This window comes from Micromonospora sp. LOL_015, from assembly GCF_048060275.1.
In the GTDB taxonomy this organism is placed as follows: Bacteria; Actinomycetota; Actinomycetes; order Mycobacteriales; family Micromonosporaceae; genus Micromonospora_E.
The window spans coordinates 22195-46964 of record NZ_JBHMIO010000033.1; the positions used below are offsets into that span (position 1 = coordinate 22195).

The 24770-nt window shown below is 72.7% G+C and carries 27 protein-coding genes; 12 read left to right on the forward strand and 15 right to left on the reverse strand.

What is annotated here, in order from left to right:
• Positions 1–2 precede the first annotated feature (2 nt).
• From ACFHWU_RS22410 to ACFHWU_RS22425, 4 genes are read left to right on the forward strand one after another with little or no spacing between them, the layout of a single operon-like run.
• Positions 3–515 (forward strand): aromatic-ring-hydroxylating dioxygenase subunit beta, encoded by a 513-nt coding sequence (locus ACFHWU_RS22410; protein ID WP_416591514.1) that lies wholly within the window; start codon positions 3–5, stop codon positions 513–515.
• A 7-nt stretch (positions 516–522) separates the two neighbouring features.
• Entirely contained in the window at positions 523–1752 is a 1230-nt protein-coding gene (locus ACFHWU_RS22415) for an MFS transporter (protein WP_416591485.1), read from the forward strand.
• 4 nt (positions 1753–1756) lie between these two features.
• Complete coding sequence (locus tag ACFHWU_RS22420) at positions 1757–2149, forward strand: carboxymuconolactone decarboxylase family protein (protein WP_416591486.1); 393 nt, start codon at positions 1757–1759, stop codon at positions 2147–2149.
• On the forward strand, positions 2139–2678 hold the full coding sequence (locus ACFHWU_RS22425) for a hypothetical protein (protein ID WP_416591487.1): 540 nt from the start codon (positions 2139–2141) through the stop codon (positions 2676–2678). Before ACFHWU_RS22420 ends, ACFHWU_RS22425 begins: the two co-directional genes overlap by 11 nt.
• On the opposite strand, the gene ACFHWU_RS22430 is transcribed toward ACFHWU_RS22425, so the two are convergent.
• The 8 genes from ACFHWU_RS22430 to ACFHWU_RS22465 form a co-directional block, all read right to left on the reverse strand.
• Positions 2618–3277 carry a flavodoxin family protein gene (locus ACFHWU_RS22430; RefSeq protein WP_416591488.1) on the reverse strand — a complete coding sequence of 220 codons (660 nt, stop codon included), beginning with the start codon at positions 3275–3277 and terminating at the stop codon, positions 2618–2620. The genes ACFHWU_RS22425 and ACFHWU_RS22430 overlap by 61 nt on opposite strands.
• A 113-nt stretch (positions 3278–3390) precedes the next feature.
• Complete coding sequence (locus tag ACFHWU_RS22435; RefSeq protein ID WP_416591489.1) at positions 3391–4053, reverse strand: nucleotidyl transferase AbiEii/AbiGii toxin family protein; 663 nt, start codon at positions 4051–4053, stop codon at positions 3391–3393.
• On the reverse strand, positions 4050–4409 hold the full coding sequence (locus ACFHWU_RS22440; RefSeq protein ID WP_416555970.1) for a hypothetical protein: 360 nt from the start codon (positions 4407–4409) through the stop codon (positions 4050–4052). Before ACFHWU_RS22440 ends, ACFHWU_RS22435 begins: the two co-directional genes overlap by 4 nt.
• Positions 4410–4448: 39 nt before the next feature.
• A complete protein-coding gene (gene rox, locus ACFHWU_RS22445) occupies positions 4449–5936 on the reverse strand; it encodes a rifampin monooxygenase (protein WP_416591515.1) in 1488 nt (495 codons plus the stop codon).
• A gap of 490 nt (positions 5937–6426) precedes the next feature.
• Positions 6427–7104: an adenylate cyclase gene (locus ACFHWU_RS22450; protein ID WP_416569432.1), complete on the reverse strand. Its 678-nt coding sequence runs from the start codon at positions 7102–7104 to the stop codon at positions 6427–6429.
• Positions 7105–7203: 99 nt separating this feature from the next.
• On the reverse strand, positions 7204–7620 hold the full coding sequence (locus ACFHWU_RS22455) for a hypothetical protein (RefSeq protein ID WP_416591490.1): 417 nt from the start codon (positions 7618–7620) through the stop codon (positions 7204–7206).
• Between the two features lie 312 nt (positions 7621–7932).
• Entirely contained in the window at positions 7933–8160 is a 228-nt protein-coding gene (locus ACFHWU_RS22460) for a hypothetical protein (protein ID WP_416555973.1), read from the reverse strand.
• On the reverse strand, positions 8130–8348 hold the full coding sequence (locus ACFHWU_RS22465) for a hypothetical protein (protein ID WP_416591491.1): 219 nt from the start codon (positions 8346–8348) through the stop codon (positions 8130–8132). Before ACFHWU_RS22465 ends, ACFHWU_RS22460 begins: the two co-directional genes overlap by 31 nt.
• Here ACFHWU_RS22465 and ACFHWU_RS22470 point away from each other — a divergent pair.
• The gene (locus ACFHWU_RS22470) at positions 8347–9426 is read left to right on the forward strand and encodes a cation diffusion facilitator family transporter (RefSeq protein WP_416569435.1); all 1080 of its coding nucleotides are present in this window, start codon (positions 8347–8349) and stop codon (positions 9424–9426) included. The genes ACFHWU_RS22465 and ACFHWU_RS22470 overlap by 2 nt on opposite strands.
• A gap of 154 nt (positions 9427–9580) precedes the next feature.
• On the opposite strand, the gene ACFHWU_RS22475 is transcribed toward ACFHWU_RS22470, so the two are convergent.
• Positions 9581–10570 (reverse strand): threonine/serine dehydratase, encoded by a 990-nt coding sequence (locus ACFHWU_RS22475; RefSeq protein WP_416569436.1) that lies wholly within the window; start codon positions 10568–10570, stop codon positions 9581–9583.
• Positions 10571–10980: 410 nt separating this feature from the next.
• Between ACFHWU_RS22475 and ACFHWU_RS22480 the strand changes: the two genes are divergently transcribed.
• Positions 10981–12027 carry a S1 family peptidase gene (locus ACFHWU_RS22480; protein ID WP_416591492.1) on the forward strand — a complete coding sequence of 349 codons (1047 nt, stop codon included), beginning with the start codon at positions 10981–10983 and terminating at the stop codon, positions 12025–12027.
• Between the two features lie 35 nt (positions 12028–12062).
• On the opposite strand, the gene ACFHWU_RS22485 is transcribed toward ACFHWU_RS22480, so the two are convergent.
• Both ACFHWU_RS22485 and ACFHWU_RS22490 read right to left on the reverse strand, forming a co-directional pair.
• Positions 12063–14762: an Hsp70 family protein gene (locus tag ACFHWU_RS22485; protein ID WP_416591493.1), complete on the reverse strand. Its 2700-nt coding sequence runs from the start codon at positions 14760–14762 to the stop codon at positions 12063–12065.
• A 57-nt stretch (positions 14763–14819) separates the two neighbouring features.
• Complete coding sequence (locus tag ACFHWU_RS22490; RefSeq protein ID WP_416591494.1) at positions 14820–15230, reverse strand: hypothetical protein; 411 nt, start codon at positions 15228–15230, stop codon at positions 14820–14822.
• A gap of 184 nt (positions 15231–15414) precedes the next feature.
• Here ACFHWU_RS22490 and ACFHWU_RS22495 point away from each other — a divergent pair, with 184 nt between their 5' ends.
• Positions 15415–16119, forward strand: a complete 705-nt coding sequence (locus ACFHWU_RS22495; protein ID WP_416555991.1) for a thymidine kinase — start codon at positions 15415–15417, stop codon at positions 16117–16119.
• Here the strand turns inward: ACFHWU_RS22495 and ACFHWU_RS22500 are convergent.
• On the reverse strand, positions 16068–17084 hold the full coding sequence (locus ACFHWU_RS22500) for a reductase (RefSeq protein ID WP_416591495.1): 1017 nt from the start codon (positions 17082–17084) through the stop codon (positions 16068–16070). The genes ACFHWU_RS22495 and ACFHWU_RS22500 overlap by 52 nt on opposite strands.
• 116 nt (positions 17085–17200) lie before the next feature.
• Here ACFHWU_RS22500 and ACFHWU_RS22505 point away from each other — a divergent pair, with 116 nt between their 5' ends.
• Together ACFHWU_RS22505 and ACFHWU_RS22510 are read left to right on the forward strand one after the other, a co-directional pair.
• The gene (locus ACFHWU_RS22505) at positions 17201–19012 is read left to right on the forward strand and encodes an acyl-CoA dehydrogenase family protein (RefSeq protein WP_416591496.1); all 1812 of its coding nucleotides are present in this window, start codon (positions 17201–17203) and stop codon (positions 19010–19012) included.
• Positions 19013–19167: 155 nt separating this feature from the next.
• The gene (locus tag ACFHWU_RS22510; protein ID WP_416591497.1) at positions 19168–20172 is read left to right on the forward strand and encodes a TerC/Alx family metal homeostasis membrane protein; all 1005 of its coding nucleotides are present in this window, start codon (positions 19168–19170) and stop codon (positions 20170–20172) included.
• A 22-nt stretch (positions 20173–20194) separates the two neighbouring features.
• On the opposite strand, the gene ACFHWU_RS22515 is transcribed toward ACFHWU_RS22510, so the two are convergent.
• The 3 genes from ACFHWU_RS22515 to ACFHWU_RS22525 all read right to left on the reverse strand — a co-directional run bounded on the left by ACFHWU_RS22515 (position 20195) and on the right by ACFHWU_RS22525 (position 22701).
• A complete protein-coding gene (locus tag ACFHWU_RS22515; protein ID WP_416591498.1) occupies positions 20195–21208 on the reverse strand; it encodes a tyrosine-type recombinase/integrase in 1014 nt (337 codons plus the stop codon).
• A gap of 121 nt (positions 21209–21329) precedes the next feature.
• Entirely contained in the window at positions 21330–22154 is an 825-nt protein-coding gene (locus ACFHWU_RS22520) for an SDR family NAD(P)-dependent oxidoreductase (RefSeq protein ID WP_416591499.1), read from the reverse strand.
• 121 nt (positions 22155–22275) lie between these two features.
• Positions 22276–22701 carry an Hsp20/alpha crystallin family protein gene (locus tag ACFHWU_RS22525; RefSeq protein ID WP_281567351.1) on the reverse strand — a complete coding sequence of 142 codons (426 nt, stop codon included), beginning with the start codon at positions 22699–22701 and terminating at the stop codon, positions 22276–22278.
• Between the two features lie 163 nt (positions 22702–22864).
• Between ACFHWU_RS22525 and ACFHWU_RS22530 the strand changes: the two genes are divergently transcribed.
• From ACFHWU_RS22530 to ACFHWU_RS22540, 3 genes are all read left to right on the forward strand, one after another.
• On the forward strand, positions 22865–23650 hold the full coding sequence (locus ACFHWU_RS22530) for a phosphotransferase enzyme family protein (RefSeq protein ID WP_416591500.1): 786 nt from the start codon (positions 22865–22867) through the stop codon (positions 23648–23650).
• A 169-nt stretch (positions 23651–23819) separates the two neighbouring features.
• Positions 23820–24011: a lysine biosynthesis protein LysW gene (locus tag ACFHWU_RS22535; protein WP_123601560.1), complete on the forward strand. Its 192-nt coding sequence runs from the start codon at positions 23820–23822 to the stop codon at positions 24009–24011.
• A gap of 348 nt (positions 24012–24359) precedes the next feature.
• Positions 24360–24734, forward strand: coding sequence for a hypothetical protein (locus ACFHWU_RS22540; protein WP_416591501.1), 375 nt, complete (start codon positions 24360–24362; stop codon positions 24732–24734).
• Positions 24735–24770 lie beyond the last annotated feature (36 nt).

Genomic DNA, 24770 nt, shown 5'->3' on the forward strand with positions numbered 1-24770 from the left:
CGATGATCACCGAGCTGACGGTCGACGACGAGGCCCGGGTGCGGCTGTGGCACCGGGTGAGCCAGTTCCTCTTCCGGGAGGCGCGGCTGCTCGACGAGTGGCGACTACGCGAGTGGTACGCCGAGATGCTGACCGACGACATCCGCTACTCGGTGCCGGCCACCGACGTGCGCGGCGAGCCGGCCGACGCGCTCGGGCTCATCGACGACGACGCCGCCCGGCTGCGCCAGCGCATCGAACAGCTGCTCAACGGCGAGGTGTGGTGCGAGAACCCCCGGTCGCGGACCAACCGGACGATCAGCAACGTGGAGATCCTGGCCGACCGGGGCACCCACCTCGACGTGGCGGCGAACGTCGTCGTGCACCGGTTCGGGCACGGGCGCACCGACGCGTACGTCGGAAAGTACCGGTTCGAGCTCGTCGTCGACGGCGAGACGTTCCGGGTCCGCCGCCGGCTCGTCGTGCTCGACCACGAGACGCTGTACGAGCACGGCAAGCTCAGCATCATCCTGTGACCTGCCAGTGACGGCGGCCGCCCCGGGCAGCGCCCCACCCGTCGCCGCCTTCGGGCCGCCGGGTCTGCCCCGCGAGGTGTACGTCCTCAGCGTCGTCGGTGGCTGCGTCATGCTGGGCCTGGGACTGGTGCTGCCGGTCCTGCCGGTGTACGCGGCGACGTTCGGCGCCGGACCCACCCAGATCGGCGTACTCGTCGCCCTGTTCGCGTTGCTGCGGCTGGCCACCAGCCCGTTCTGCGGCCGGCTCGCGGCCCGGTTCGGGGAACGGCGGATCCTGGTCGCCGGCCTGCTGCTGTGCGCGGTCTCCTCGGCCCTGGCGGCGTTCGCCGGATCGTACGGGCAGCTGCTCGTGTTCCGCGGCCTCGGCGGCGTCGGCTCGGTGCTGTTCTCGGTGTCCGCGCTGGCGACACTGCTGGCGGTCGCCCCCGCCGACCAGCGGGGCCGGGCCAGCGCCGTGTTCGAGGCCGGCTTCCTGCTCGGCGGCATCTGCGGGCCCGCGCTCGGCGGGCTCCTCGCGCTCATCGCCCTGTCCGCGCCGTTCCTGGTGTACGCCGCACTGCTGCTGGCCGCCACGGTGCTGACCCTGGCGGTACTGCGGACCGACGCGCGCCACGGCACGGAACCGGGTCGTGGCGCACTCCGGCTGCCGGTCCTGCTGCGGGACCGGCGCTACCTGGTGGCCTGTACGGCGGCACTGGCCCAGGGCTGGGTCCTGTTCGGACTACGCAGCGCGCTGGTGCCCACGGTGGTCGTCGCGTGGGGACACGACGTGGCCTGGGTCGGGTGGGCGTTCACCATCTCCGCCGTCGTCCAGGCGTTGCTGATCGTCCCGGCCGGCCAGGTCGTCGACCGGGCCGGCCGGCGCCCCGCCATGATCGCCGGCACCGGGGTGGCCGCGACGGCGATCACCGCCCTGGTGTTCGTGGACACCTACCCCTGGCTCGTCGTCGGACTCTGCGCGTACGCGGCGGGATCAGCGCTGCTCAACGCCGCGCCGGCCGCGCTGATCGGGGACGTCGTCGCCGGCCGGGCCGGCAGCGGCGTCGCCGTCTTCTCGATGTGCACCGACGTCGGCGCCGTCGTCGGCCCGGTCGTCGTCGGGCTGGTCGCCGAGCAGGCGGGCGCTGCGGCCGCCTTCGGCAGCGGCGCCGCGCTGCTGGTCGTCGCCTTCGCGGCGGCGTGGGCGTTGACCACGGTTCGACCGACGACTGCTGTCCCACCGACCCGAAGGAGTTGATCACATGGACCGGCCGGCTGCCCGACGTGACCGGGGCGAGGCCATGTTCCAGCAGGTCTTCGGCCGCGAACCGCGCCCCGGTTCCTACCCGGAGTTCCTGCAGCTCACCGTCGACCACCTGTTCGGTGAGATCTGGACCCGCCCGCACCTGAGCGTCGAGGAACGTGAACTGGTCGCGTTGAGCGCGGTGACATTGGCACGCACCGACTGGGAGCTGCGCGGCCACATCGGCGCCGCCCTGCACCTCGGGATGTCACGGGAGAAGATCATCGAAGTCATCATCCAGCTGGCCTACTACGGCGGCTGGCCGGTCGCCAACAACGGGCTGCGGGTCGCCCAGGAGGTCTTCGCCGAACTGGACGGCGTCACCGGGAAGGACCCGGACGATGACCAGTGAACCGTCCGCACTCGACCCGGCCGAGAAGGTCGACCTGTGGCGGCAGAGGTTCTTCGAAGCCCAGGCCGCCGCTGAGGAGTTCATCCTGGCCGAGCACGGCGAAGAAGGCCTGACCGCGTGGATCCAGGCGAACTCGCGCATCACCGCCGACCTGCTGCGGGCGCAACGGCCCGCCGGGGTGTCCGCCACCGACCACTTCATGACCCGGCTGCAACGTCAACTGCTGCTGTACGACTCGGCGGTGACCCGCGAGCCACAACCCTCGGGCACCGTCCTGCGCAACGCCGACTGCGGCATCCTCCGCTACCGCAGACGGGCCGCCCGCGCCGGCGTCGTGCTGACCTTCTCGTCGCCGTGCCCGTACTGTCAGGAACTCAACACCGCCATCGCCGCCCGCTACGTGGAACCGGACGTCACGGTGTCGTGCGACCAGGCCGGCGACGGGTGCACCTGGCGCGCGGAGTCCACTCACCCGCCGGAAGACGACGACGCGGCCGGGTCACCGCAGCGGGGCCGGACCGACGGTTGAACCACCGGCAACGCCGTCCGCGCGTCCGTCGGTGAACGGCTGACGGCGAGCGTCATGCCGAGCTGCCGGCCCACCGCCACACACAGGTCGACCGCGGCCGTACGGGTCAGGTCCTGATGCTCGCCCTGGGTGACGCACGCCGACGCCACGTTCCTGTTCCGTAGCCGCAGGTACCACGGGAACAACGAGCCCAGCGCGGGCTCGGTCAGCATCGTGCGCGAATGCACGATCGTCCCCACCAGCAGGTTGCCGAACGGGCGCTGCCCGGCGTTCATGAAACTCTTCAACCGCTCCTGGAAGATCTTCAACACCGCCGGTACGTTGCCCGCGTACACGGGCATGGCGAGCAGCATCGCCTGCGCGCCCTCGGCCAGGTCGACAACATGCGCGAATTCGTCGTCGAGTGTGCACCGACCCACCTCGGGGTCCAGGCAGGTGTCCTCGCCCTCGCACATCGCGATGCGATGGTCGATCAACCGGATCCGCTGGATCCGCGCGTCGCCGACCTCCCGGACGACACCGGTGATCGCCGCCTCGAGCAACGCGTCGGTCAGCGACGGCAGACGCTTCTGTGTGCAGGACAACGCGATGATCTTCACCCGAGGGGCCTCCCCTGTCCGCTCAGCGCCACGCGTGGACCGGCCACCTGACCATGCGTACGTGGCCGCTCACCGAGGCAGCCCCAACCTACCGGGCCGCCCGCCCGCGTGGGTCAGGGCGCAAACCTCGGCCAGGTGGAGAAGCAGTGGCGAATCTCGTTGACCTGTGTCGCGGTCAGCCCATAGATCTCGCGGAAGACGGCGTCGTCCATCCGGTCCAGCCGCTGCATGGCATCGGTGAAGTCCTCCTCGGTCAGACCAGAATCCGCCTGCCGGGCGAGCTCGGTCAGCCGATTTCTGGAGTAGCGGGCTAGGGCAGCGGCAGTATCGATGTAATCGCGAGGGGCAGCCCGGGTAGCGAGTGCTACCACCTTTGAGGCAACCACGTCATCAAGGTGCAGCACCGGCCCGATCTGCATCATGACCGGCTGGTGGTGCCGGTCGAACCGCACCATCTGCAGCCGCACCGTCTGGTCTCCGCGACGCACCTCGCACTCGACGAGATCATGCTCGAAACCGTCGAAGACGTCGCCGAGGTCGGCTGAATCCGTGACCGCCTCGACGTGCAGTCCAGCACGACTCAGGGTCGACATCACCAGGTCGGCAGCCGCGGTGACCCCACCGGACTGGTCCGTGAACAGGTCGACGTCTTCGGTCGGCCGGTCCACCACGCCGTATGCGATCAGCGCGTGTCCGCCTGCTAACGCGAAGCCGTGTCGCTGGGCCACGGCGAGCGCCAGCCGTGCCACCTCGGCCTGGAACTCCTCTGATGTCACGCGGCGGCGGGCTGGTGGGCGCTGCGCAGCTGAGGGTGCCGTTGCTCCCAGGCCTGTCTGACGCCACGTGGAACCCACAGGTCCGGCCAGAGCCGGACCAGCGTCGGGCCGTGGAGCCAGGTGACCAGCTCGACCGGGGTGACCGCCTCGACCAGGACGGTTTCGTACATCCACCGCAGCAGTGCGGGGTTGTCGAGATTGACCCGGCGGTCGGGCTGCCAGTGCAGCCGATGCGGCAACTCGACGACGCCACTGACTGGTCCGTGCAGCTGCGCGAGGTCAGCAACGACTGCCGCGCGACGACCCGGCCGAGCCAGGTACGGCACGATGCCACCCTCGGCTTCGCTGCGTCTCACGTCATCCAGGGTAGCGGGCGATCCCGCCGCGAGCTGGCCCTACGGTGTCGACGCGGCGGGCCTGAGCCGGTTGTCGGCTACGCCGAACCAGCGCGGCAGGTGATGCAGCAGATCCTGCTGGTCGTCGCCGACCCAGGCCACATGGCCGTCGGGACGCAGCAGGACGGCGGCTACGTCCAGGTCGTCGCTGGCGTCGACGACGTGGTCGACCCGGTCCACCCAGCCGGTGACCGACAACCGGCCGGTCTGGTCGAGCAGCAGCCCACGGCCGCCACGCGTCAGCTCGTACAGGCGGCGGCCGCCGGTCAGCGCTACGTCGCGCAGCCGCCGGCCGAGCAGGTCATGGGTCAAACCGCCACCGCCGTCCCCGTCCTCGCCGCCGACGCCGTAGCGGATCCCGATGGCGGTGACCTTCTCGATCAGGCGGCGGCTGACCTCCTCGATGTCCATCAGCTCCGCGAGTAGCCGGCGCACCGCCTGCGGGCCCGGCTCGGTGGACAGCAGCTCCATCTGCGCCCGGGTGTTGTCCAGCACGGCGGCCGCCACCGGATGCCGTTCGGTGTGGTAGCTGTCGAGCAGCCCGTCGGGTGCCCAGCCGGCGACCACGGCCGCGAGTTTCCAGCCGAGGTTGACCGCGTCCTGGATGTCGAGGTTGAGGCCCTGGTCGCCGAGCGGCGGGTGGATGTGCGCGGCGTCGCCGGCCAGCAGGACCCGGCCGACCCGGTAGCGCTGCGCCAGCCGGGTGGCGTCACCGAACCGGGACAGCCAGCGCGGTGAGTGCACGCCGAAGTCGGTTCCGGCGGTCACCCGCAGTTGCCGGGTGAACTCCTCGATGTTCGGTGCGACGCTACGGTCGGCGGCCACCCCTGCGGCGGGCACCCCCAGCCGGTACACGCCGTCGCCCAGCGGCGCCGCCCCGAACCGTTTCTCGCTGGCGCGGACCTCGGCGACCACGGCGGCGACGGTCTCCGCCGGTACGGCCACCCTCATCTCGCCCAGCAGGGTGTCGACCCGGGTCGGTTCGCCGGGAAAGGCGACACCGAGCAGGTTGCGCACCGTGCTGCGGCCGCCGTCGCAGCCGATGAGGTAGCACGAACGCTGCCAGGTCCCGTCTGCCAGCTCAGCGGTCACCTGAACGTCGTCCTGGCGCAGGCCGACCAGTTCGCAGCCGCGCCGGATCTCGGCACCGAGTTCGGCGGCGCGTTCGGTCAGCAGGCGGTCGGTGACGGGTTGCGGGATGGCGAGCACGTACCCGTGCGCGGTGTCCAGCCGGTCCGGCACGGGTTTGTCGATGCCGGCGAAACCGCCGAACGGATACCGCTGGCCGTACGCGAGGAACCGGTCCAGCAGGCCACGCTGGTCCATGATCTCGATGCTGCGCACATGCAGGCCGCCCGCCCGGACGTGGCTGGTCGGCTCCGCGTCCTTCTCCACGACGAGTACGGACACGCCGTGCAGCCGTAACTCGCTGGCCAGCATCACCCCGGTCGGCCGTCGAGGAACGGGCTGATGGAGCGTTACTGGCAGCTGCTGGGCGTCCTCAACGGCTGGCTGGCCGCCCCACCGCAGGTGCCGGCGACGGAATGGTTCATCGCCGCGCTGCGCGTCCACGCCGACTGACGACGAATCGGCCGGGCCGCCACGGCGGCAACGTCGTGGCGACCCGACACCCGCTCGACATCGATCTGGTCCCCTGGCTGGACCGATCCGCGTCATCACCGGCTGGCGGTGCCGGTCGAACCGCACCGGCTGCAGCCGTACCACCTGGTGTTGGTGCCGGTCTCGTACATCCACCGCAGCAGCGCGGGATTGCCGAGAGGTCGACCCGGCGGTCCGGCTGCCAGTGCAGCCGGTGCGGCAGCTCGACGATCCCGCTGACCGGTCCGCGCAGCTCGGAGAGATCAGCGGCGACGACCGCGCGGCGGCCGGGCCTGGCATGCACCATGCCTGGCTGCGCCCGTCGGTCTCGCTGCGTCTCACCCTCTCGGGGTAGCGGGCAATCCGGCCCGTGACCGGCCTACGGGCCGCTCACCTGGCTCGCCGCAGCTGTCACGCCGATCCGATGGGCCGCCCGTGACAGCCACAACGCCACCAGCCAGATGGCGGTCACCGGCAGGGCGAGCGGTACGAGCAGCGGCAACCACAAGCCGACCAGCACGGCGGTGGCCGGCACCGCCAGACACGCCGCCAGCACCACTGTCGCGTACGCCGGACGGACGTAGGACGTGACCAGCGGAATCGCGACGAAGGCGATCGCCGCGCAGACGCCCACCACGACACCCCAGAAGGCCTGTCGTGTCGCCGCCGACGTGGACACCACGCTGACCCACGCCAGGCCGGGCAGCGCCACCACCCAGGCGGCCAGCCACAAGCCGTGCCGGGCCACGCGGGCAACCGTGGAGGCGTCGCCCCGCCGGCTGAGCAGCTCCGCCGCCACCGCCAGGACGACGACGCAGCCGAGACCCGCGAACACCAACGCCGGGAGTACCTTGCCGGTGCCGTCGGGGCACTGCAGCTCGCCGCTGGGCAGTACGTCCCCACCGGTGGGACGACACCCGATTCGCAACGCGGACAGCACCAGCAGGCCGACTCCGCCGGCGACCACGCCGACCACCGCAGCGGCGGCTGCGGTCGCGAGGTACCAGATGAACAGCTGTTCCCCGCCGAATCGGCGCCGAGGACTCTGCTGCGACATCCTGATCATCTCCCTGAGACCGACAATGGCCCGTGCGCCCAGGCAGCCATGAAACCGGTGACGGTCAGACTACCTGGGCCGGCACTATCAGCGTAGGCGTCAGTAGTAGACCACGGTTGGACAGCCACTTACTCCCGGAGCGTAGCGAATCGGATTGGTGAATTCCTCTCCCATCAGGAAGCGGGCCGGCACTGTCCGGTTGCGGCTTGAGTTGACCAGCAGGGCGCTGCCGTCGAACCCAACTGGAGGATCTCGATCGGTGTTCAGTCCCATGCAATCGGTCTGCGGGGATAGTCCAAGATTGTTGCAGTCGTTACTCTTCATGCTTACGGACGCGGCCATCCGCGAAGAGCTTTCGTTGCCAGGATACAGCTCGGCGAACGCCAGGTACAGTGTGTCCTGGGCCAGTTGGCGCGGGAAACCGATTCCGATCTCGACTCCGTTCTCGTCGCAACCATCACTTGCGATGTTGTAGTCGGCGTAGGGAGCAGAGGATTCCGGGACGTCCCCCCCCAAATGCCACCCATCTCGTAGGTGCCGGACCAGAAGTCCCAATCGGAGTCACCAAAGCCGGGCGGACAAAACGGGCGGACGACCCAGCCAGGAAGATCGTCGTTCCACGTTGTTATGCCGAGTTCCATTCCCCAATCACTCGGAAAAGTCGAAGGTTGCGCGCTGTAGGCGCTTTCGTAGACGAACCAGTAGTCATAAACTCGAAGTTCTTCCTGTACCGGTGGGTAAACGGTACGGTAGGTGTCGCCTTCCCATATTGATGGGCAGTGCTCATCGATGGAACCGTCGAGAGGTTGTACGGTGTCGCGTGCACGCTCAACCGAAAACCTTTCTCGACACCACTGCCGGCGCGGTGGTGGTGACCGCAGGTGACGCCGCAGCCATCACGCTCTGCAACCTCTCGATCTCGGTCGAGGATGTCGACGCCCGGACGACCAGTGCGGACACCACCGGGCGACGATTGAACCGTCGCTGAAACGCGAGCTCGGCCCAGTTTGCCTGGTCCTTGGCGGTCACGCCATCCATCGGGATGATGCCGCCCACCACGCCATTGCCGGAGAGCCCGCCGCGAGGGTGCCGACGTCGTGTTCGCCGTCGCGCAGCTGCCACAGCAGGCGTAGCCGGGTCGGGTCGGCCAGCATCTTCAACGCGGTCACCGCCGTGTCGACCTGCGCGCCGGTCGGTTGCTGCTGCCCATCCGTGGCACCTGCAGCGTTGTCGCGTGCGTACATGAGCACGTATTCTGCCATCGCCATGGACCACGACCACCACCGTCACGACCACCACCCGCACGGTCACCGGCATCCGGCGCGGCGGGCCTGGTGGCGACGGGCGCTGCACCGGCTCACCCCGCACACCCACGACACCGCCGCCAAGGTCGACGACTCCCTCGAAGCGTCCCGCGACGGACTCCGCGCCCTGTGGATCTCCCTGGCGGTCCTCGCCGCCACCGCCGCCGCCCAGGCCGTCATCGTCGCCGCCAGCGGCTCGGTGGCGCTGCTCGGCGACACCCTGCACAACGTCACCGACGCGCTCACCGCCGTACCCCTGGCGATCGCGTTCCTGATCGGCCGGCGCGCCGCCACCCGCGCCTACACCTACGGGTTCGGCCGCGCCGAGGACCTCGCCGGCGTCGTCATCGTGGTCGTCATCGCCGGCTCGGCAATCGCCGCGGGCTGGACCGCCGTCGACCGGCTGATCCACCCGGCGTCGATGACCCACGTGCCGTGGGTGGCCGCCGCCGGGGTCGTCGGCTTCGCCGGCAACGAGATCGTCGCCCGCTACCGGATCCGGGTCGGCCGGCGCATCGGCTCGGCCGCGCTGGTCGCCGACGGGCTGCACGCCCGTACCGACGGATTCACCTCGCTGGCCGTCGTCGCCGCCGCCGGGGGCGCGGCGGCCGGCTGGCAGTGGGCCGACCCGCTGGTCGGCCTCGCCATCACCGTCGCGATCGGGTACGTGCTGCGTGACGCCGCCCGCGAGGTGTACCGGCGGCTGATGGACGCCGTCGACCCGGCCCTGGTCGACAACGCCGAAACGACCCTGCGCGCGGTGCCCGGCGTCCGCGACGTGACAGCGGTACGGCTGCGCTGGATCGGCCACCGGCTGCACGCCGAAGCCGACCTCGTCGTCGACGCCGACCTGAGCCTGCTCGCCGCGCACGAGGTGGCCGCGGACGCCGAACACCAGCTCACCCACGCCGTACCCCGGCTGGTGTCGGCGACCGTGCACACCGACCCGGCCGGGCACGCCGGGGCGCACCACCACGTCACGTTGTCGCACCGCCGTCGGGCCGCGACGCTGCGGTAGAAGATGGCAGCCGGTCACAGCCCTGGGCTTGCACTCGGGTGGAGTGGTCGGCGCGTGCATCGCCTTTCACCAGCCGGTGACCGAGGTACTCACGGTGTGCAACGCCCGGGTGTACTGACTCCGGTGCCAGTGCGCCGGTGACGTGCCCGGCCCGTCAGATCAGCCCCATCAGGTTGAACCGGCGGGCCCACCCGGCCAGGTCGGCGACGGTGACATTGCCGCCGCAGACCACCAGGCCGAGCCGGACGTCCGGGCCGACCCGCTCGACCACCCGGCGGGCGGCCGGCAGCAGGCACCCGGCCGCCGGCTCCGCCCACACCTTGGCGTGCTCGGCCAGGTCCAGGCTGCCACGCACCGCCTCCGTGTCCGACACCACCAGCACGTCGGTGACCAGTTCGGTGACATGGTCGTAGGTCAGCTGCGACACCGTCGGCGCGCTCAACGTCGACACGATCGACGACAGTTTCACCGGCACGGGGCCGCCGTGCCCGCAGGCCTGCGCCATCGCCGACGCGCCGTCGGTCTCCACCCCCCAGACCCGGACGCCGGGCCGGCGGGCCCGCAGCGCGGCGGCCACCCCGGAGATCAACGCGCCGCCGCCGACGCTGACCAGCACGTCCGTCGGCGCCGTGCGGTCGTCGGCGAACGCGTCAGCCGCCAACTCCAGACCGACGGTGCCCTGCCCGGCGACCACCACCGGGTCGTCGAAGGGATGCACCATCGCCAGCCCGTCGGCCCGCAACCGCGCCGTCAGGTCGAACGCCTCGTCCATGGTGTCGACCACCCGCACCGTCGCCCCGGCGGCGGTGGCGACCTCCACCGCCCGCTCCGGCGCGGAACGCGGCATCACCACCGTCGCCTTCACGTCCAGGGCCTGCGCCATCACCGCCACCGCGATGCCGTGGTTACCGCCGCTGACCGCCACCACGCCGGCCGCCCGCTGCCCGTCGTCGAGGGTCAGCAGCTTCGCCGCCGCGCCCCGCGCCTTGAACGACCCGGTCCGCTGCAGCAGCTCCAGCTTCGCCGTCACCGGTACGCCGAGCAGCCCGGACAGGCCGGGGCTGGGCACCGTCGGCGTCCGCACCACATGGTCGGCGATCCGCCGCGCCGCCGCCTCAATCTGCGCGACGTCAATGATCATCATGCCCTCCGGGTGCGCTGGTCAGCAGCGCTACCAGTATGCCCACCGGTACGGCGACCCGTTCACCCGCGCCGGGGCACCTCGTTCAGCACCACGGCGGCGGTCAACAGCGCCGTCGAGCCGAGCAGCGGGACGTGCCCGGCCAGGCGAGACCGGTAGTCGGGTCCGCAGCTGTCCGATGTTCAACTGCCGCCCGGCGGCGAACAACGAGTCCCGGTCCGGTCGCGCCATGTCGCCATTGTGGCAGGTCCACTCGCCACGGCCCGGGGACGCGGCACCGGTCAGCGTCAAGCACGTGGCCGGAAGTCGCCCACAAATGGGCAATGGCACGGTGTTCAGCGCCGCCGCCAGCGGCGATGATGATCGCCGTCCTGACCGGACATCTCACGTTCACCAGATCGCAGGAGGACTGTGTGAGGGATATATCCACGCCGATCAGACAGATCGGCTCCGCGTTGGCTGCCGCCGCCGTACTGGTCGGTGGCCTGCTGGCCAGTCCGGCGGCCGCTGCCGCCGGGCCCGCCCCCGAACTCGGCGGTGAGGCCGCCCTGGCGCTGGCCGACCGGCTGGGTGACCGGTCCGCCGGGGCGTACCGGGACGAGGTCACCGGTGACCTGGTCGTGACCGTGACCGACGCAGCCGCTGCCCGGGTGGTCCGGGCCGCGGGTGGGGTGGCCCGGACCGTCGATCGGGGTTCCGGCGACCTGGCCCGGGTCACCGGTGCTCTGTCGCGGTCCGCGGCTGTGCCGGGGACCAGTTGGTACGCCGACCCGGTCAGCAACCAGGTCGTGGTCTCGGTCGACGCGACCGTCACCGACACCCGGCTGACGCTGGTCGAAGCGGTCGCGGCCCGCTTCGGCGACGCGGTCCGCGTCGAACGCGTCGCCGGCACGGTGGAGACCACCGCCGCCGGCGGCGACCCGATCTACTCCAACGGCCGCTGCTCGCTCGGGTTCAACGTGTACGACAGCGCCGGCCGGCCGGGATTCCTCACCGCCGGGCACTGCACCGAGTCGCGGACGCTGTGGATGGTCGACGGGGTCGCCGCCGCCGGCACCACGGTGGCCAGCAACTTCCCCGGTGACGACTTCGGCCTGGTCCGCTGGGTCGACACCACCGTCAACCGGCCCGGGGCGGTCAACCTGTACGACGGGACGCTGCGGGACATCGCCGGCGCCGGCAACCCGTATGTGGGGCAGACGGTCAGCAAGAGCGGCAATACTACCGGGGTCACCACCGGCCCGGTCGTCGCGGTCAACGTCACCGTCAACTACTCGGCGGGTCCGGTGACCGGGCTGTTCCAGACCAGCCTGTGCGCGGACAAGGGCGACAGCGGCGGCGCGGTGTTCGCCGGCAGCACCGCGCTGGGTCTGCACTCGGGCAGCAACCGGGCCGAGTGCCGGGCCTACCACCAGCCGGTGGCCGAGGCGCTGTCGGTGTACGGGGTCAACGTCTACTGACCGTGGCCTGAGTGGGCGGCCCGATGGCCGCCCACTCAGCCGGGCCCGATCACGGACAGCACCCGCACCTGATGGTCGGCGGTGACCACCGCGACGGTGTCGCCGCCGACCACCGCGTGCGTCACCCGGCTGTCCACCAGGTCAGTGCCGACGTCGACCGGTGTGGTCCGTCGACCGGTCGCCGCGTCCCACACGGACACCTGTGGCACGGCGGTCCTCGACGCCGTGTCGATCCGGTGGCCCAGCACCACCACCCGGCCGTCGGCCACCGCCGCCGCCGACCGGGTGGCGGCGGCGGTGATCTCCCCGCCGTCCTCGTCGAGCAGGCAGAAGTCGTCGACCGTGTCGAACGTCTGGTCGCCGAAGACGAGCCCACCCGGCACCGCGTACCAGTTGTCCTCGAATCCGAACTCGCTTGTGCGGTTCCACTTCTCGTCGCCGGTGCCGATGTCGACGGCGATCGTGCGGTACGTGCCGCCGTCGACCGCCGCGCACACCAGTCGCTCCCCGCACGGTTTGACCAGTTCGATGGTGTCACCGGCCGGCAGCGGCACCTCCCACGCGCGGGTGAAACCGTCGAGGTCGTACGCGGCCAGCACAGCCCGTCCCGGCGACGCGCCGTCGGACAGCCGGCCGATCGCGAGCCCTTCGTAGACGGTCCACGCGTCGTTGTCCAGCGGCAGGTCGCCGCTGGCGATCGGGTCGCCGTCGCCGGTGTCCAGCACGAACCCCCGGCCGCTGCCCTCACTCAACTCGACGACCCGGCCCGGCTCGGCGTGCCGGTTGTCCCGCAGCCCGTACCCGGAGGCCGGCAGCACGCCGGCGTCCTCGACGGGGTCCGCGCCGGTCCACCGGGTCGCCGCCCGGATCCGCGATGCGTCGAGAACCAGCAGGTCGTCGTCGGGGGCCTCGCGTCGCCACCGCTGCTCCCCGGTGGTCAGGTCGACCCGGGCGACCGCGTTGTCGAAGATGCCGTCCTTGATCTCGACGATCACGTCGGTGCCCAGCCGGACCACGTCGGTACGGTCCTGCCAGCTGCGTTTCCACCGCACCGTGCCGTCGGCGGCGTCGAGCACGACCCGCATGTCATCGCCGCCGTCGGTCGCCGAGTCGACGGCGTCGACGACGAGCAGCCCACCGACGGCGGTGAGCCGCACCTCCGTCGGTTCGACGTCCACCGTGGCGGTCCAGGCCGGGTCGCCGCCGTCGGCCGGTACCGCGGTGACGGTGGTGCCGCCGACGGCGACCGCCGCGTACACGGCGAGGTCACCGGCGACGGTGACCGTCGACCCGCCGGTGCCGGCGGGCAACGTCACCTGGTGGACCTCGGTCAGGTCGCCCGCGGTGTCCCCCGTCCCGCCGCCGTCGTCGCCGAGCAGGCCACCGAACAGGTTGGTGTCACGGGGCCCGCTACCGTCGCCGGTGAACTGGTCGAGCAGCCAGCCGTTGGTCAGGCCGATCCCGGCGGCCAGCGTCACCGCCACGCCGGCGGCGACCGCCGCGACCACCCGGCCGCGACGCCGCCGACGTGCTGGCGGCGACGGCAGATCGCCGCCAGCAGCCGGTGTGGTAGGGCCGGGCACCGGTGGGCCCGGCTGCACAATGTGCGGCCCGGTCGGGGCGGCGGTCGACGGCGCCGCGACGTCCGTCGACGGCGTGTGGTGCAGCGCACCGAACGCCACCGGCAGCTCCGGCTGCTCCGGCACCGACGGGGCGACTCCGAGTCGGGCGTGCAACCGGCTGGCGACCAGCGGCATCCGGCTGGCCCCGCCGACCAGCAGCAGCGCGGCCAGCCGCGCCGGGTCGACCCCGGCCAACTGCAGCACCCGGCGGGTCTCGTCGACCGCCCGGTCGACCAGCGGCCCGGCGATGCGGTCCAGCTCCTCCCGGGTCAGATGCATCGGATCGTCCCGCCCGGGCACCGTCACCGGTGCCGCAGAGGCCCGCGACAGCATCTCCTTCGCGGCCCGCACCTCGGACCAGAAGGCAAGCCGGTCACGGCGGTCGGCGGCGGTCACCGGCCGGCTGAGCCGCTGCCACAGCTGCGGGTCCCGGACCGCGACCAGGTGACCAAGGTGGGCGACCAGCGCCTCGTCGACGTCGAGCCCGCCGAGGTCGTCGAGCCCGCCGGTGGCCAGCACCCGCAGCCCGCCGGCCCCGCCCACCGCAGGCTCGTTGCGGACCACCGCCACGTCGAGGGTGCCGCCGCCGAAGTCGAACACGGCCAGGGTGCCGCCCGGCGGCACCTGCCGGCCCAGCACCCGGACACAGTAGGTGGCGGCCGCGATCGGCTCGTCGAGCAGGCGCACCGGGCCCAGCCCGGCGGCCGTGGCGGCCGCCCGCAGCAGGTCCCGACGCGGGGTACCCCAGTCGGCGGGGCAGGTCAGCACGGTGCCGCCGGCCGGATGCACGCCGGCGGTCGCGGCCTCGGCGGCGACCCGGCGCAGGGTCACCGCCAGCAGTTGCGCGACCGGCAGCTCCCGGTCGCCCAGCAGCACCGAGCCGTCGTCGACGCGCCGTTTCGGGTGCGGCTCGAACCGGTGCGGCTCCCCGGCGGCCAACCGCTGCGCGTCACGTCCGCTGTGGACGCCACCGGCGGCGTCGACGCAGACCCCGGAGGCCAGCAGCGGAGTGCCGTCGAACAGCAGCGGCCGGGGTGGCTCGTCGCCACGGCGGACCACCGCGACGGTGTGCGTGGTGCCCAGGTCGACGGCGAGCCGTACCGGTCCGTTCACAGTCCTGATGTCCTCTCCCGGGATGGCGCCGACGTGCGTACGCCGCCGGCGGGGATGCTATCGGCCGGCCGCCACCGAGGTGTCGGCACCGAGCTGCTTCAACACCCGGGTACGCAGCGTCTCGTACTGTTCACGGCAGCGGCGCGGCGGACCGTCCGGCCGGTCGACGACCGTACCGCCGCTGATCCGCTCGTGCGGGCCGAACTGGTCGCGGGTCAGGTCGATCTCGACCACGCCGAGCCGGTTCCACCAGTGCTGGCCGGTCCGTCGCCCGCCGGCGCTGACCTGCCCGACCAGCAGCTCACCGCCGAGCAGGTCGTGCAGCACCAGCGCGGTGACCCCGCACTGGCCGCGGGCCGGGTTGCCGGTGTGCCAGTCCGCCAGGTCGGCGGGATCGCAGGTGTCGGCGGACCAGGCGGTACGGATGACACGTTCGATGTGGGTCAGGGTCCAGGTGCGGGGGAACATGGCGGCAGATCCTGCCACAGTGGTCCGACATCGCCGCCCGGCCCGGTCGACCCGACAACGCCGTCTGACCCGACATCGCGACCCGGGCCGCCGGTGCCGGCGGTAACGGCTAGTAAGCTGCCCGGTCGTGACCGACGACAGTCAGCCGAGGACGGCCGGGCCGGGCGGCGGCGACCAGTCCGCGTTGGCGACCGCCTGCCTGGCCGCCGGCGACGGACGGCTACGGCACGGGGCGGCGTTGAAGTTCTTCTGGGGTCCGATGGACTGCGGCAAATCGACGCTGGCCCTGCAGATGGACCACAACCACGCCCGGCAGGGCCGCCGGGGTCTGGTGCTGACCCGCAACGACCGGTCGATGGGGCCGCAGGTAACCACCCGGATCGGGCTGGCCCACTCGGCGATCGAGGTCACCGACGACCTGGACCTGGTGGCGCTGGTGCGCGGCCGGTGGGCGGACGGCACTCGGGTCGACTACCTGATCTGCGACGAGGCGTGTTTCTACACCGTCGACCAGGTCGGACAGATGGCCGACCTGGTCGACGGCTACGACGTCGACGTGTTCGCGTTCGGGCTGGCCAGTGACTTCCGGTCGGTGCTGTTCCCGGCCGCGCAGCGGCTGTTCGAGATCGCCGACGAGGTGTGCCGCATCCAGGTCGAGGTGCTGTGCTGGTGCGGCCGGCAGGGCCTGCTCAACGCCCGAGTCGTCGACGGTGTGGTGGCCCGCCACGGCGAGCAGGTGGTGATCGGTGACACCGTCGACCATTCCGACGTGCGGTACCAGGTGCTGTGCCGCCGGCACCACCGCACCGGCGACCTCGGCCCCGGCCGGGCGAACCGTCAACTGACGGACGGATCCGGTCCGGCGGCGGCGAGCAGCGCGGCCTCCTGACCCGCGTCGAGCCCCAGCGGCGGCAGGTCGGTCCGCAGCGCCGGACGGTGGTCCACGCCGACCAGCCAGGCCCAGGTGTCGGCGACGGTCTCGGCCGCCGGCCGGCAGCGCAGCCCGGTGGCCAGTGCCCGGGACACGTCGCCGTGGTGCAGCGCGTCGTGCAGCTCACCCGGGGGCAGCCAGATCGGCAGCTCCGTCCAGGGCGCGACACCGGCGGCGGCCACCGCCGCCGGGTCGACCCAGCGTAGCCGGGTGGACGCCCCGGTCACGTCGACGCAGTGGGTCAGCAGCTCGCCCATCGTGGTGTGGCCGCGCGGGCTGACCACGTTGACCGGCCCGCCGACACCGGCGGCGGCCGCATCGAGCAGCCAGGCCGCCAGGTCCCGGGCGTCGACGTACTGCAGCGGCAGGTCGGGCGGCCCGGGGGCGGGCACGTCGCCGCCCCGGGCGACCCGGTGCAGCCACCACGGCAGCCGACCGACGTCCTCGTACGGGCCGAGGATCAGCCCGGCCCGGGCCAGCAGCGTCCGGTCACCGAAGGCGGCGACCGCGGCGAGTTCACCGCCGCGTTTGGCGCGGGCGTAGGTGACGTCGTCGTCGGCGTCGGCGTCGGCGTCGGCGTCGACCAGCGGCCCGGTCTCGTCGAGCCCGGCCGGCGGCGGGTACGCGTACACCGAGCGGCTCGACACGTACGTGTAGTGCCCGACCCGGTCGCGTAGCAGCTGGGCCGCGTCGCGGACCACCGACGGCGCACCGGCCCAGGTGTCGACGGCCAGGTCCCAGTCACCGGTGCGCAGCGCGGCGAGACCGTCGGCGGCCGTCCGGTCGCCGACGAGCACCTGCGCGCCGGCCGGCGCCGGCCGGTGGCCGCGGTGCAGCAGGGTGACCGCCCAGCCGCGGGCCAGCGCGTCCTCGACGACGCACCGGCCGACGAACCCGGTGCCGCCCAGCATCAGCAGTCGCATACCACCACTGTGCCGTCCGGCCCGACGACGCGGAAGACCGTCACGCTGCCAGCGAAACCCACCACAGGTTACTGTCGGGTAGTAACCGCTGTGCGTGGCGAGGAGGATCGATCATCGTGGACCGGTACGTCCAACCTGTGCCCGCCCCCGGCGACCCGTACCGCACCGACTGGTTGCTCGACCGGTGGCTGCGCCGCCGGATCGACCCCGCCGCGCACACCGCCGCCCGGCCCCGGCTGGCCGCCCTCGCCGCCGACGTCACCGGCCCGCTGCGGGCCGCGCACACCGACGCCGAGCAGCACCCGCCCCGGCTGGTCCGCTACGACCCGTGGGGCCGGCGCGTCGACCGGGTCGACACCTGTGCCGGCTGGCAGCGGCTACGGGCCGCCGCCGCCCGGCACGCCCTGGTCGCGCTGCCGTACCGCGCCGACACCCGCACCGCCTTCGGCCCGGACGCCCGGATGGTGCAGCACGCCCTGCTGCACCTGTACGCGCCGGAGTCGGCGACGTTCTCCTGCCCGGTCGCGATGGCCGACGGGGCCGCCGCGCTGCTGCGCCACCCCGACGTCGACCCGGCGGTCCGCGACACCTGGCTGCCCCGGCTCACCGCCACCGACCCCGCCGCCGCGATCACCAGCGGCCAGTGGATGACCGAAGCCCAGGGCGGCTCCGACCTGTCCGGGTCGACCACCGTGGCGCGCCCCGACGACGACGGCGACGGTTGGCGGCTGACCGGCGAGAAGTGGTTCTGCTCCGCGATCGACTCGGCGGTCGCGGTCGCCCTGGCCCGCCCGGTCGGCGCCGCCGACGGCAGCCGCACGCTCGTGCCGTTCCTGGTGCCCCGCTACGCCGCCGACTCGCCGCTGGCCGCCGCCGGCACCGACCCGCACGCACCCGCCCCCGGCGTGCGGGTGCACCGGCTCAAGGACAAGCTCGGCACCCGGGCGCTGCCCACCGCCGAGGTCGGCCTGCGCGACGCGTACGCGCTGCCGCTGGGCGACCCCGCACGGCCCGGCCTGGCCCGGGCGATGACCCTGGTGGTGGTGACCCGGCTGCACAACGCCTCCGCCGCGGCCAGCGGGATGCGCCGCGGTCTGGCGTACGCGCACGCCTACGCCACCGCCCGCCGGGTCGCCGGCGGCCGGCTGGTCGACTCCCCGGCGCACCGTGGCCTGCTCGGCACCCTCGCCGTCGACGCCGCCGGCGCGTTCGTCCTCGCCGGCCACGTGTTCGACCTGCTCGGACAGGTCGAGGCCGGCGTCGCCGGCCGGTCGACACCCGGCGGACCGGACGCCACCGCCGAGGTGGACCCGGCGGCCGAACTGCGGCTGGCCGCACCGCTGGCGAAGCTCGCCACCGGCCGGCTCGCGGTCGCCGCCGCCAGCGAGTACGTCGAATGTTTCGGCGGCGCTGGTTACGTCGAGGACACCGGCGTGCCCCGGCTGCTGCGTGACGCCCAGGTGCTGCCGATCTGGGAGGGCACCACCACGGTGTTGGCGTTGGACGCGCTGCGGGCGGTGACCCGCGAAAAGGCCGCCGGGCCGCTGCTGGCCCGGGTCGACCGGGCGGCCGCCACCGCCGCCGACCCCGAGGTGGCCGCGGCGCTCACCGACGCCGCCGGGCGGCTGCGTACGGACCTGGCCCGGGTCGCGGCCGACCCGGGTGGGGCCGACACGGCGGCCGGCGCGCGCCCGCTGGCGCTGCGGACGGCGTACACGTTGGCCGCCGCGCTGCTCGTCGACCTGGCCGACGGGCCCGGTCGCGACACCGACGCGGCGGGTTCCGACGACACCGCCGCCGACGCGGCGGGTTCCGACGAGACCGACGCCGCCCAGGTGGCGGCCCGGCTGTGGACCCGACGCTGGCTGGTCGGCGCCGACATCGCCGCCGACGCCCACCGGCACCTGGAACTGCTCAGCCGGACCTGAGTCCCGTCGCCCGGGCGGCCGGCGGCCATGAGCAACCGAGCCTGCGCGGCCGCGCATCACCCGGCGGCCGGGCATCGTAGCGCAACGTCCCGGATTGTCCACCAATGCCGTGTGTCGGCGCGCGCGACGCCGCCGACAGGTGCACGATCTCTGACATGGGTTCGCTGGAGATCGGCCCGGGCGTGTGGGCCGTCACGCTCGTCGTCATCATCGCGCTGCTCGCCCTCGACCTGGCGGTAGCGGCGATCCGACCGCACGCCGTCGGGTTCGGTGAGGCGGTCGCCTGGTCGGTGTTCTACGTCGCGGTCGCCGTCGTGTTCGGCCTGGTGTTCATGGCCTGGGCCGGCGGCGACTACGGCACCGAGTACTTCGCCGGCTACCTGGTGGAGAAGAGCCTGTCCGTCGACAACCTGTTCGTCTTCGTCATCATCATCAGCACCTTCGCCGTTCCCGAGGAACATCAGCACAAGGTGCTCACCTTCGGCATCATCGCCGCGCTGGTCCTGCGGGCGATCTTCATCGCCGCCGGCGCCACCCTGCTGAACTTGTTCTCCTTCATGTTCCTGGTCTTCGGCCTGCTGCTGATCTTCACCGCCGTGCAGCTGTTCCGGCACCGCAACGAGGACCCGCAGGTCGACGACAACGTGCTGGTCCGCGCCACCCGGCGGGTGCTGCCGGTGACACCGGACTACGTCGACGGGCGGCTCGTCACCCGCCTCGACGGTCGCCGTGTCGTCACCCCACTGTTCATCGTGCTGATCGCGATCGGCAGCACCGACCTGCTGTTCGCCCTCGACTCGATCCCCGCCGTGTTCGGTGTCACCCAGCAGCCGTACATCGTCTTCGTCGCCAACGCCTTCGCCCTGATCGGGCTGCGGGCACTGTTCTTCCTGGTGAAGGGCCTGCTGGACCGGCTGGTCTACCTGTCCACCGGGTTGGCCCTGGTGCTGGCGCTGATCGGCGTCAAACTGGTGCTGCACTGGGGCCACACCCTCGACGACCGGGTCCCCGAGGTGCAGACCCCGGTGTCGCTGGGGCTGATCCTGGTGATCCTCACCGTCACCGTCGTCGCCAGCCTGGTCAAGGTCCACCGCGACCCGACCGCCCGCGCCCACGCCGGTTCGCTGCGCGGCCACGACGACCAGCAGCGACAACGGTGACCTGCCGGATCCGGTGAGACGCTCAACTGGACGCGGCGGCGCGGGCGGCCCGCGCGGCCGCGATCCGGTACGCCGGATCCCGGTCCAGGTTGTACCGGTCCCGGTCGTACCGGCGGGTGGTCCGCGGATCGGCGTGACCCATCGCGTCCTGCACGTCCTCCAGCGGCACCCCTTCGGCGCGGGCGGTGGTGGCGAACGCGTGCCGCAGCGAGTGCGGCGACAGCCGGTCCCACGCCGGCAGACCGGCGGCCCGGGCCAGCCGCCGGACCAGCCGGAACACCGCGTGCCGGTCCAGCCGGGCGCCGCTGGCGGTGGCCAGCAGCGGGCCGTCGAGCGCATCGGCCGCGACACCGGCTGTCCGGGCCCGGACAGCCAGGTACGCGTCGAGCGCCGCAGCCGTGTCCGGCGCGAGCGCCCGGCGGCGGGACCGGCCGCCCTTGCCGACGAACCGGACACTGCGGTGCCCCCGCTCGTCGCCGACGTCGGCGACGTCGAGGCTGACCAGTTCACCGACGCGCAGCCCCAGATCGGCCAGCAGCGCCAGCACGGCGAGGTTGCGCGCACCGCTCGCCCCGGTGTCGGCGCGGGCGGCCGCGAACAACGCGTCGACCTGGTCGGGGCTCAACCCGACGGTCGCCGAATGGTCCCGGTCGATCCTCGGCCGGTCCGCGTCGGTCACCGGGTTGGCCGGCACCGCCCGCAGCCGCACCAGGAACGCGTACCAGCTGGACATGGCGGACAGTTTCCGGGCCACCGTCGCCGGGGTCAGCAGCCGGCCGCTGCGCGGGTCGACGGTGGCCTCCAACGCCCGGGCGTACGCGTTGACGTCCAGGAACGACGCCTGCAGCGGGTCGAGCCCGGTGGCGGTGCACCATGACAACCAGCCGGTCACGTCCCGGCGGTAGGCGGCCCGGGTGTGCTCGGACAGCCGACGGTTACGCAGCCACGCCTCGGTGAAGTCGACCGGGGCGGTGGCGGCGGTCAGGCCGCGGTCGACCGGCCGGGGGACGAGACCGGGGGTGGTGGGGTGACGCATCGCAGCAGGATGCCAAAACCGGCGTCGCCGCAAGCGCCGAAACGCCGTACGTGATCTTTCCGCGCTTTAGGTGACCTCGGCCGGCCGGCCAGCGGCGGCCGCGACCTGCGGTGCGGCGGGGTCAGGACATCCGGACGATCTGGCCGGTCACGTAACGGGCCTGGTGCGAGGCCAGCAGGGTGACCACCTCGGCGACGTCCTCCGGGCGGGCGATGCGGCTCAGCGGACTCGAACCGGTGATCTGCTTCTCCACCTCCGGTGTCACCCAGCCGGTGTCGGTGACCGGCGGCTGCACCATGTTGGCGGTGACCCCGTACGGGGCGAGTTCGGCGGCGGCCGACATGGTGTAGTTCTCCTGCGCGGCCTTGGCCGCCCCGTACGACACCTCCTCGGGGAAGCCGTGCGGGCCGCCGGAGGTCAACCCGACGATCCGCCCCCAGTTGGCCTTGCGGGCCAGGTGCCGGCGGGCGAACTCGGCGATCAGCAGCGCCGGGGCGCGGGCGTCGACGGCGAACTGGCGGTCGAAGGTGCCGGCGTCGACGTGGGTCAACGGCCGGCCGAACCGGTCCCGGCTGTCCGGCCGGAACGTGTCGCTGAGCCAGCCGCTGGCGTTGTTGACCAGGATGTCGACCGGGCCGAACGAGGCGGCCGCCTCGTCGAACAGCCGGGCCGGGGTGGCCGGATCCGCCAGGTCCGCCTCCACGGCCACCGCCTTGCCCCCGGCGGCGACGATCCGGTCGACGACACTGCGGGCGTCCTGGGCGCGGACCCGCCCGTACTGGGCGGGAAACGACGGATCGTCGGCGTAGGGGGACGGGTCCATCCGCAGGTACGTGGCGAGCACCGCGGCGCCCTGGGTGGCCAGGGCGAGCGCGATCGCCGCGCCGATGCCCTGGTTCGCGCCGGTCACGATCGCGACGTGCCCGGTCAACCGGGGGTCGATCATCTGCCCAGGATGCCCGGCCGGCGACACCGGCGCGAGGCGTTTGCCGGCTTGTCCCCCGCCGGACATGACGAGTCCCCGCCCGGCGCGCTCCGGCGCCGGGCGGGGACTCGGTGGGTGGGTTTCAGTTGCTGAGCTGCCGGCGGCCGTCGTCGCCGACGCTGATCGAGACCCGGCGCGGCTTGGCGCGCTCCGCCACCGGGATCCGCAGGGTCAGCACGCCGGCCTCGTAGCCGGCCTCCAGCTTGTCGGTGTCGAGGGTGTCACCGAGGAACAGCTGCCGGGTGAAGGTGCCCATCGGCCGCTCGGCGGCGACGAGTTCGACCTTGTCGCCGGTGGGGCGGTGGCGCTGGGCACGCACCGTCAGGACGTTGCGTTCCACGGTGCACTCGATGCTGTCCGGGTCGACGCCGGGCAGGTCGAACGCGGCGTAGAACCAGTCGCCGTCGCGGTAGGCGTCCAGGTGCATGACGGCCGGACGGGTGGTGGTGCCGAAGAACTGCTCGGCGATCCGGTCGATCTCCCGGAACGGGTCGGTGCGCATCAACATTGTCGGACCTCCTCACGGGTGCGGGCTTCTCACTCCCTCAAGTTGAGCCCCGCAGACTCAACTTACTTATAGCTATAGCGCGCAACCCTGTGAGCGTCAAGTCGTCCCGTGCGCGGGACAAACCGGTCGACCGGACCCGCCGCCCTCCGGCAGGATCACCGCCGTGCCCACCCCCGCCGACAGCCCACCGGAACAGCCGCTGACCGGCGGCAACGTCGCCGACGCCGTCGTCCGGATCGGCGACACGGTCCGCCGACCCGCCGGCGCGTGGACCCCCGCTGTGCACGCCTTCCTCGCCCACCTGCACGACGTCGGGTTCGGCGGCGCACCCCGGCCGCTCGGCGTCGACGCCGCCGGCCGCGAGGTGCTGACCTACCTGCCCGGAACGGTCCCCTGGCCGGACCGGTCCGACCTGCTCGGCCCGGTCGCGGCCCTGCGCCGGGTCGGCCGGCTCGTACGCGACCTGCACGACGCGGCCGCCAGCTTCACCCCACCACCGGGTGCCGTCTGGCGGCGGCTCATCCCACCCGACGGCACCGATCTGGTCGTCCACCACGACCTCGCGCCCTGGAACCTGGTCGTCGGCGACCGGTGGGCCTTCATCGACTGGGACACCGCCGCGCCGGGCACCCGGCTGTGGGACCTCGCCTACGCGGCCAAGGCGTTCGTGCCGCTGACCGCCGACCCCGCCTGGCAGCGCCCCGACGCCGCCCGCCGGCTACGGACCCTCGTCGACGCGTACGGCCTCGACGAACGCCAGCGCCGTGACCTCGTCCCGCTGCTCGCCCGCCGGGCCCGGTCGATGCACGACTTCCTCGCCGAGCAGTCGGCCGCCGGCGTGCTGCCGTGGACCCGACTGTGGGACGACGGCCACGGCGAGACCTGGCGCCGCGACGCCGAGCACATCGGCGACCGGGCAGCGGACTGGACGGCCGCGCTGCTGGACTGACCGGCGCCCCCCGGGCGGGAGCCGGCGGACACCCACCCGTTCATTGCGGCGCTTCATGGTTCCGTAGTGCGCCGTCGGACGCGGCCTTCTTACCGTGGAGATGCCCGGGAGCCGGGAAACGGCCCGCCCCGGAAGCAGCCATCGACCGAGGACAGAAAGGAAGAAGGTCATGCCGGTTATCGCCGACAAAGCTGTGGTCTGCCTCGTCTGCGACAGCCCGCTCACCATCGACGGCGACGCCGAGAAGGGCGAAATCATCGAGTGCTCGGCCTGCGGCCAGGAGCACGAACTGACCGCGGCGGCCGACGGCGTGTACGAGGTCTGCATCGCACCGGAGGTGGAGGAGGACTGGGGCGAATGAGCGGCGCGCCTACCGACGTCCTGCTGTCGGTGACGGTGCTGCGCCCGGAGGAGAAGCGGCTCCTGGACGCCCTGCGCGCGCAGGGCCTGACCGCCCGCCCGGCACTGCCACCCGACATCGGCGAGGTGCTCTCCGGCTGCGAGGAGCCGCCCCGGGTCGCGCTGATCAGGAACCTGTCGCATCGCGAGGCGCTGAGCATCGCCCGGCGACTGGACCGGGCCGGGATCACCACCGTCAACAGCGCGTCGGCGATCGAGGTCTGCGGCGACAAGGGCCTGCAGGCGCTGCTGTCTGGAGGCGTGGACCGGTGGCCGGGAATCCGCCGACGCGGCCGGCAGGCTGTTCCCCGTGCTGGTCCAACGGTACGTCGACAAGCCCGGCCACGACCTGCGCGTCATCGTCGTGGGCGAGCGTCCGGTCGTCGCGTTCCGGCGGCGCAGCGAACACTGGCGTACCAACACCCACCTGGGCGCCCAGGTGGAACGCGTGGAGATCTGCGCGGAGATCGGCCGGCTCTGTGCCGACGTCGTCGCCGCGCTGGGCCCCGGCTTCTACGGCGTGGACCTGATCGAGGACCGCGTCACCGGCGCGATGGTGGTGCTGGAGGTCAACGCGAACCCCGAGTTCGCCCGCTCCTGCGACACCCACGGCGTGGACGTGGCCGGCCACTGCGCGGCGTACGCGACCGAGGTGGCGCGCTCCGGGCTCACCCTCGCCGCCTGATCTCAACAGGGTGAGCACAGGCATGGAAGACCTCCT

What these genes read in the sequence shown, in the direction of transcription:
- ACFHWU_RS22500 (WP_416591495.1), bottom strand. Translation starts at nt 17,084, where the DNA reads ATGCGACTGCTGATGCTGGGCGGCACCGGGTTCGTCGGCCGGTGCGTC.
- ACFHWU_RS22475 (WP_416569436.1), bottom strand. Translation starts at nt 10,570, where the DNA reads ATGATGATCATTGACGTCGCGCAGATTGAGGCGGCGGCGCGGCGGATC.
- ACFHWU_RS22515 (WP_416591498.1), bottom strand. Translation starts at nt 21,208, where the DNA reads ATGCGTCACCCCACCACCCCCGGTCTCGTCCCCCGGCCGGTCGACCGC.
- ACFHWU_RS22535 (WP_123601560.1), top strand. Translation starts at nt 23,820, where the DNA reads ATGCCGGTTATCGCCGACAAAGCTGTGGTCTGCCTCGTCTGCGACAGC.
- ACFHWU_RS22520 (WP_416591499.1), bottom strand. Translation starts at nt 22,154, where the DNA reads ATGATCGACCCCCGGTTGACCGGGCACGTCGCGATCGTGACCGGCGCG.
- ACFHWU_RS22510 (WP_416591497.1), top strand. Translation starts at nt 19,168, where the DNA reads ATGGGTTCGCTGGAGATCGGCCCGGGCGTGTGGGCCGTCACGCTCGTC.
- ACFHWU_RS22465 (WP_416591491.1), bottom strand. Translation starts at nt 8,348, where the DNA reads ATGTACGCACGCGACAACGCTGCAGGTGCCACGGATGGGCAGCAGCAA.
- ACFHWU_RS22450 (WP_416569432.1), bottom strand. Translation starts at nt 7,104, where the DNA reads ATGTCGCAGCAGAGTCCTCGGCGCCGATTCGGCGGGGAACAGCTGTTC.
- ACFHWU_RS22470 (WP_416569435.1), top strand. Translation starts at nt 8,347, where the DNA reads ATGAGCACGTATTCTGCCATCGCCATGGACCACGACCACCACCGTCAC.
- ACFHWU_RS22425 (WP_416591487.1), top strand. Translation starts at nt 2,139, where the DNA reads ATGACCAGTGAACCGTCCGCACTCGACCCGGCCGAGAAGGTCGACCTG.
- ACFHWU_RS22490 (WP_416591494.1), bottom strand. Translation starts at nt 15,230, where the DNA reads ATGTTCCCCCGCACCTGGACCCTGACCCACATCGAACGTGTCATCCGT.
- ACFHWU_RS22410 (WP_416591514.1), top strand. Translation starts at nt 3, where the DNA reads ATGATCACCGAGCTGACGGTCGACGACGAGGCCCGGGTGCGGCTGTGG.
- ACFHWU_RS22525 (WP_281567351.1), bottom strand. Translation starts at nt 22,701, where the DNA reads ATGTTGATGCGCACCGACCCGTTCCGGGAGATCGACCGGATCGCCGAG.
- ACFHWU_RS22420 (WP_416591486.1), top strand. Translation starts at nt 1,757, where the DNA reads ATGGACCGGCCGGCTGCCCGACGTGACCGGGGCGAGGCCATGTTCCAG.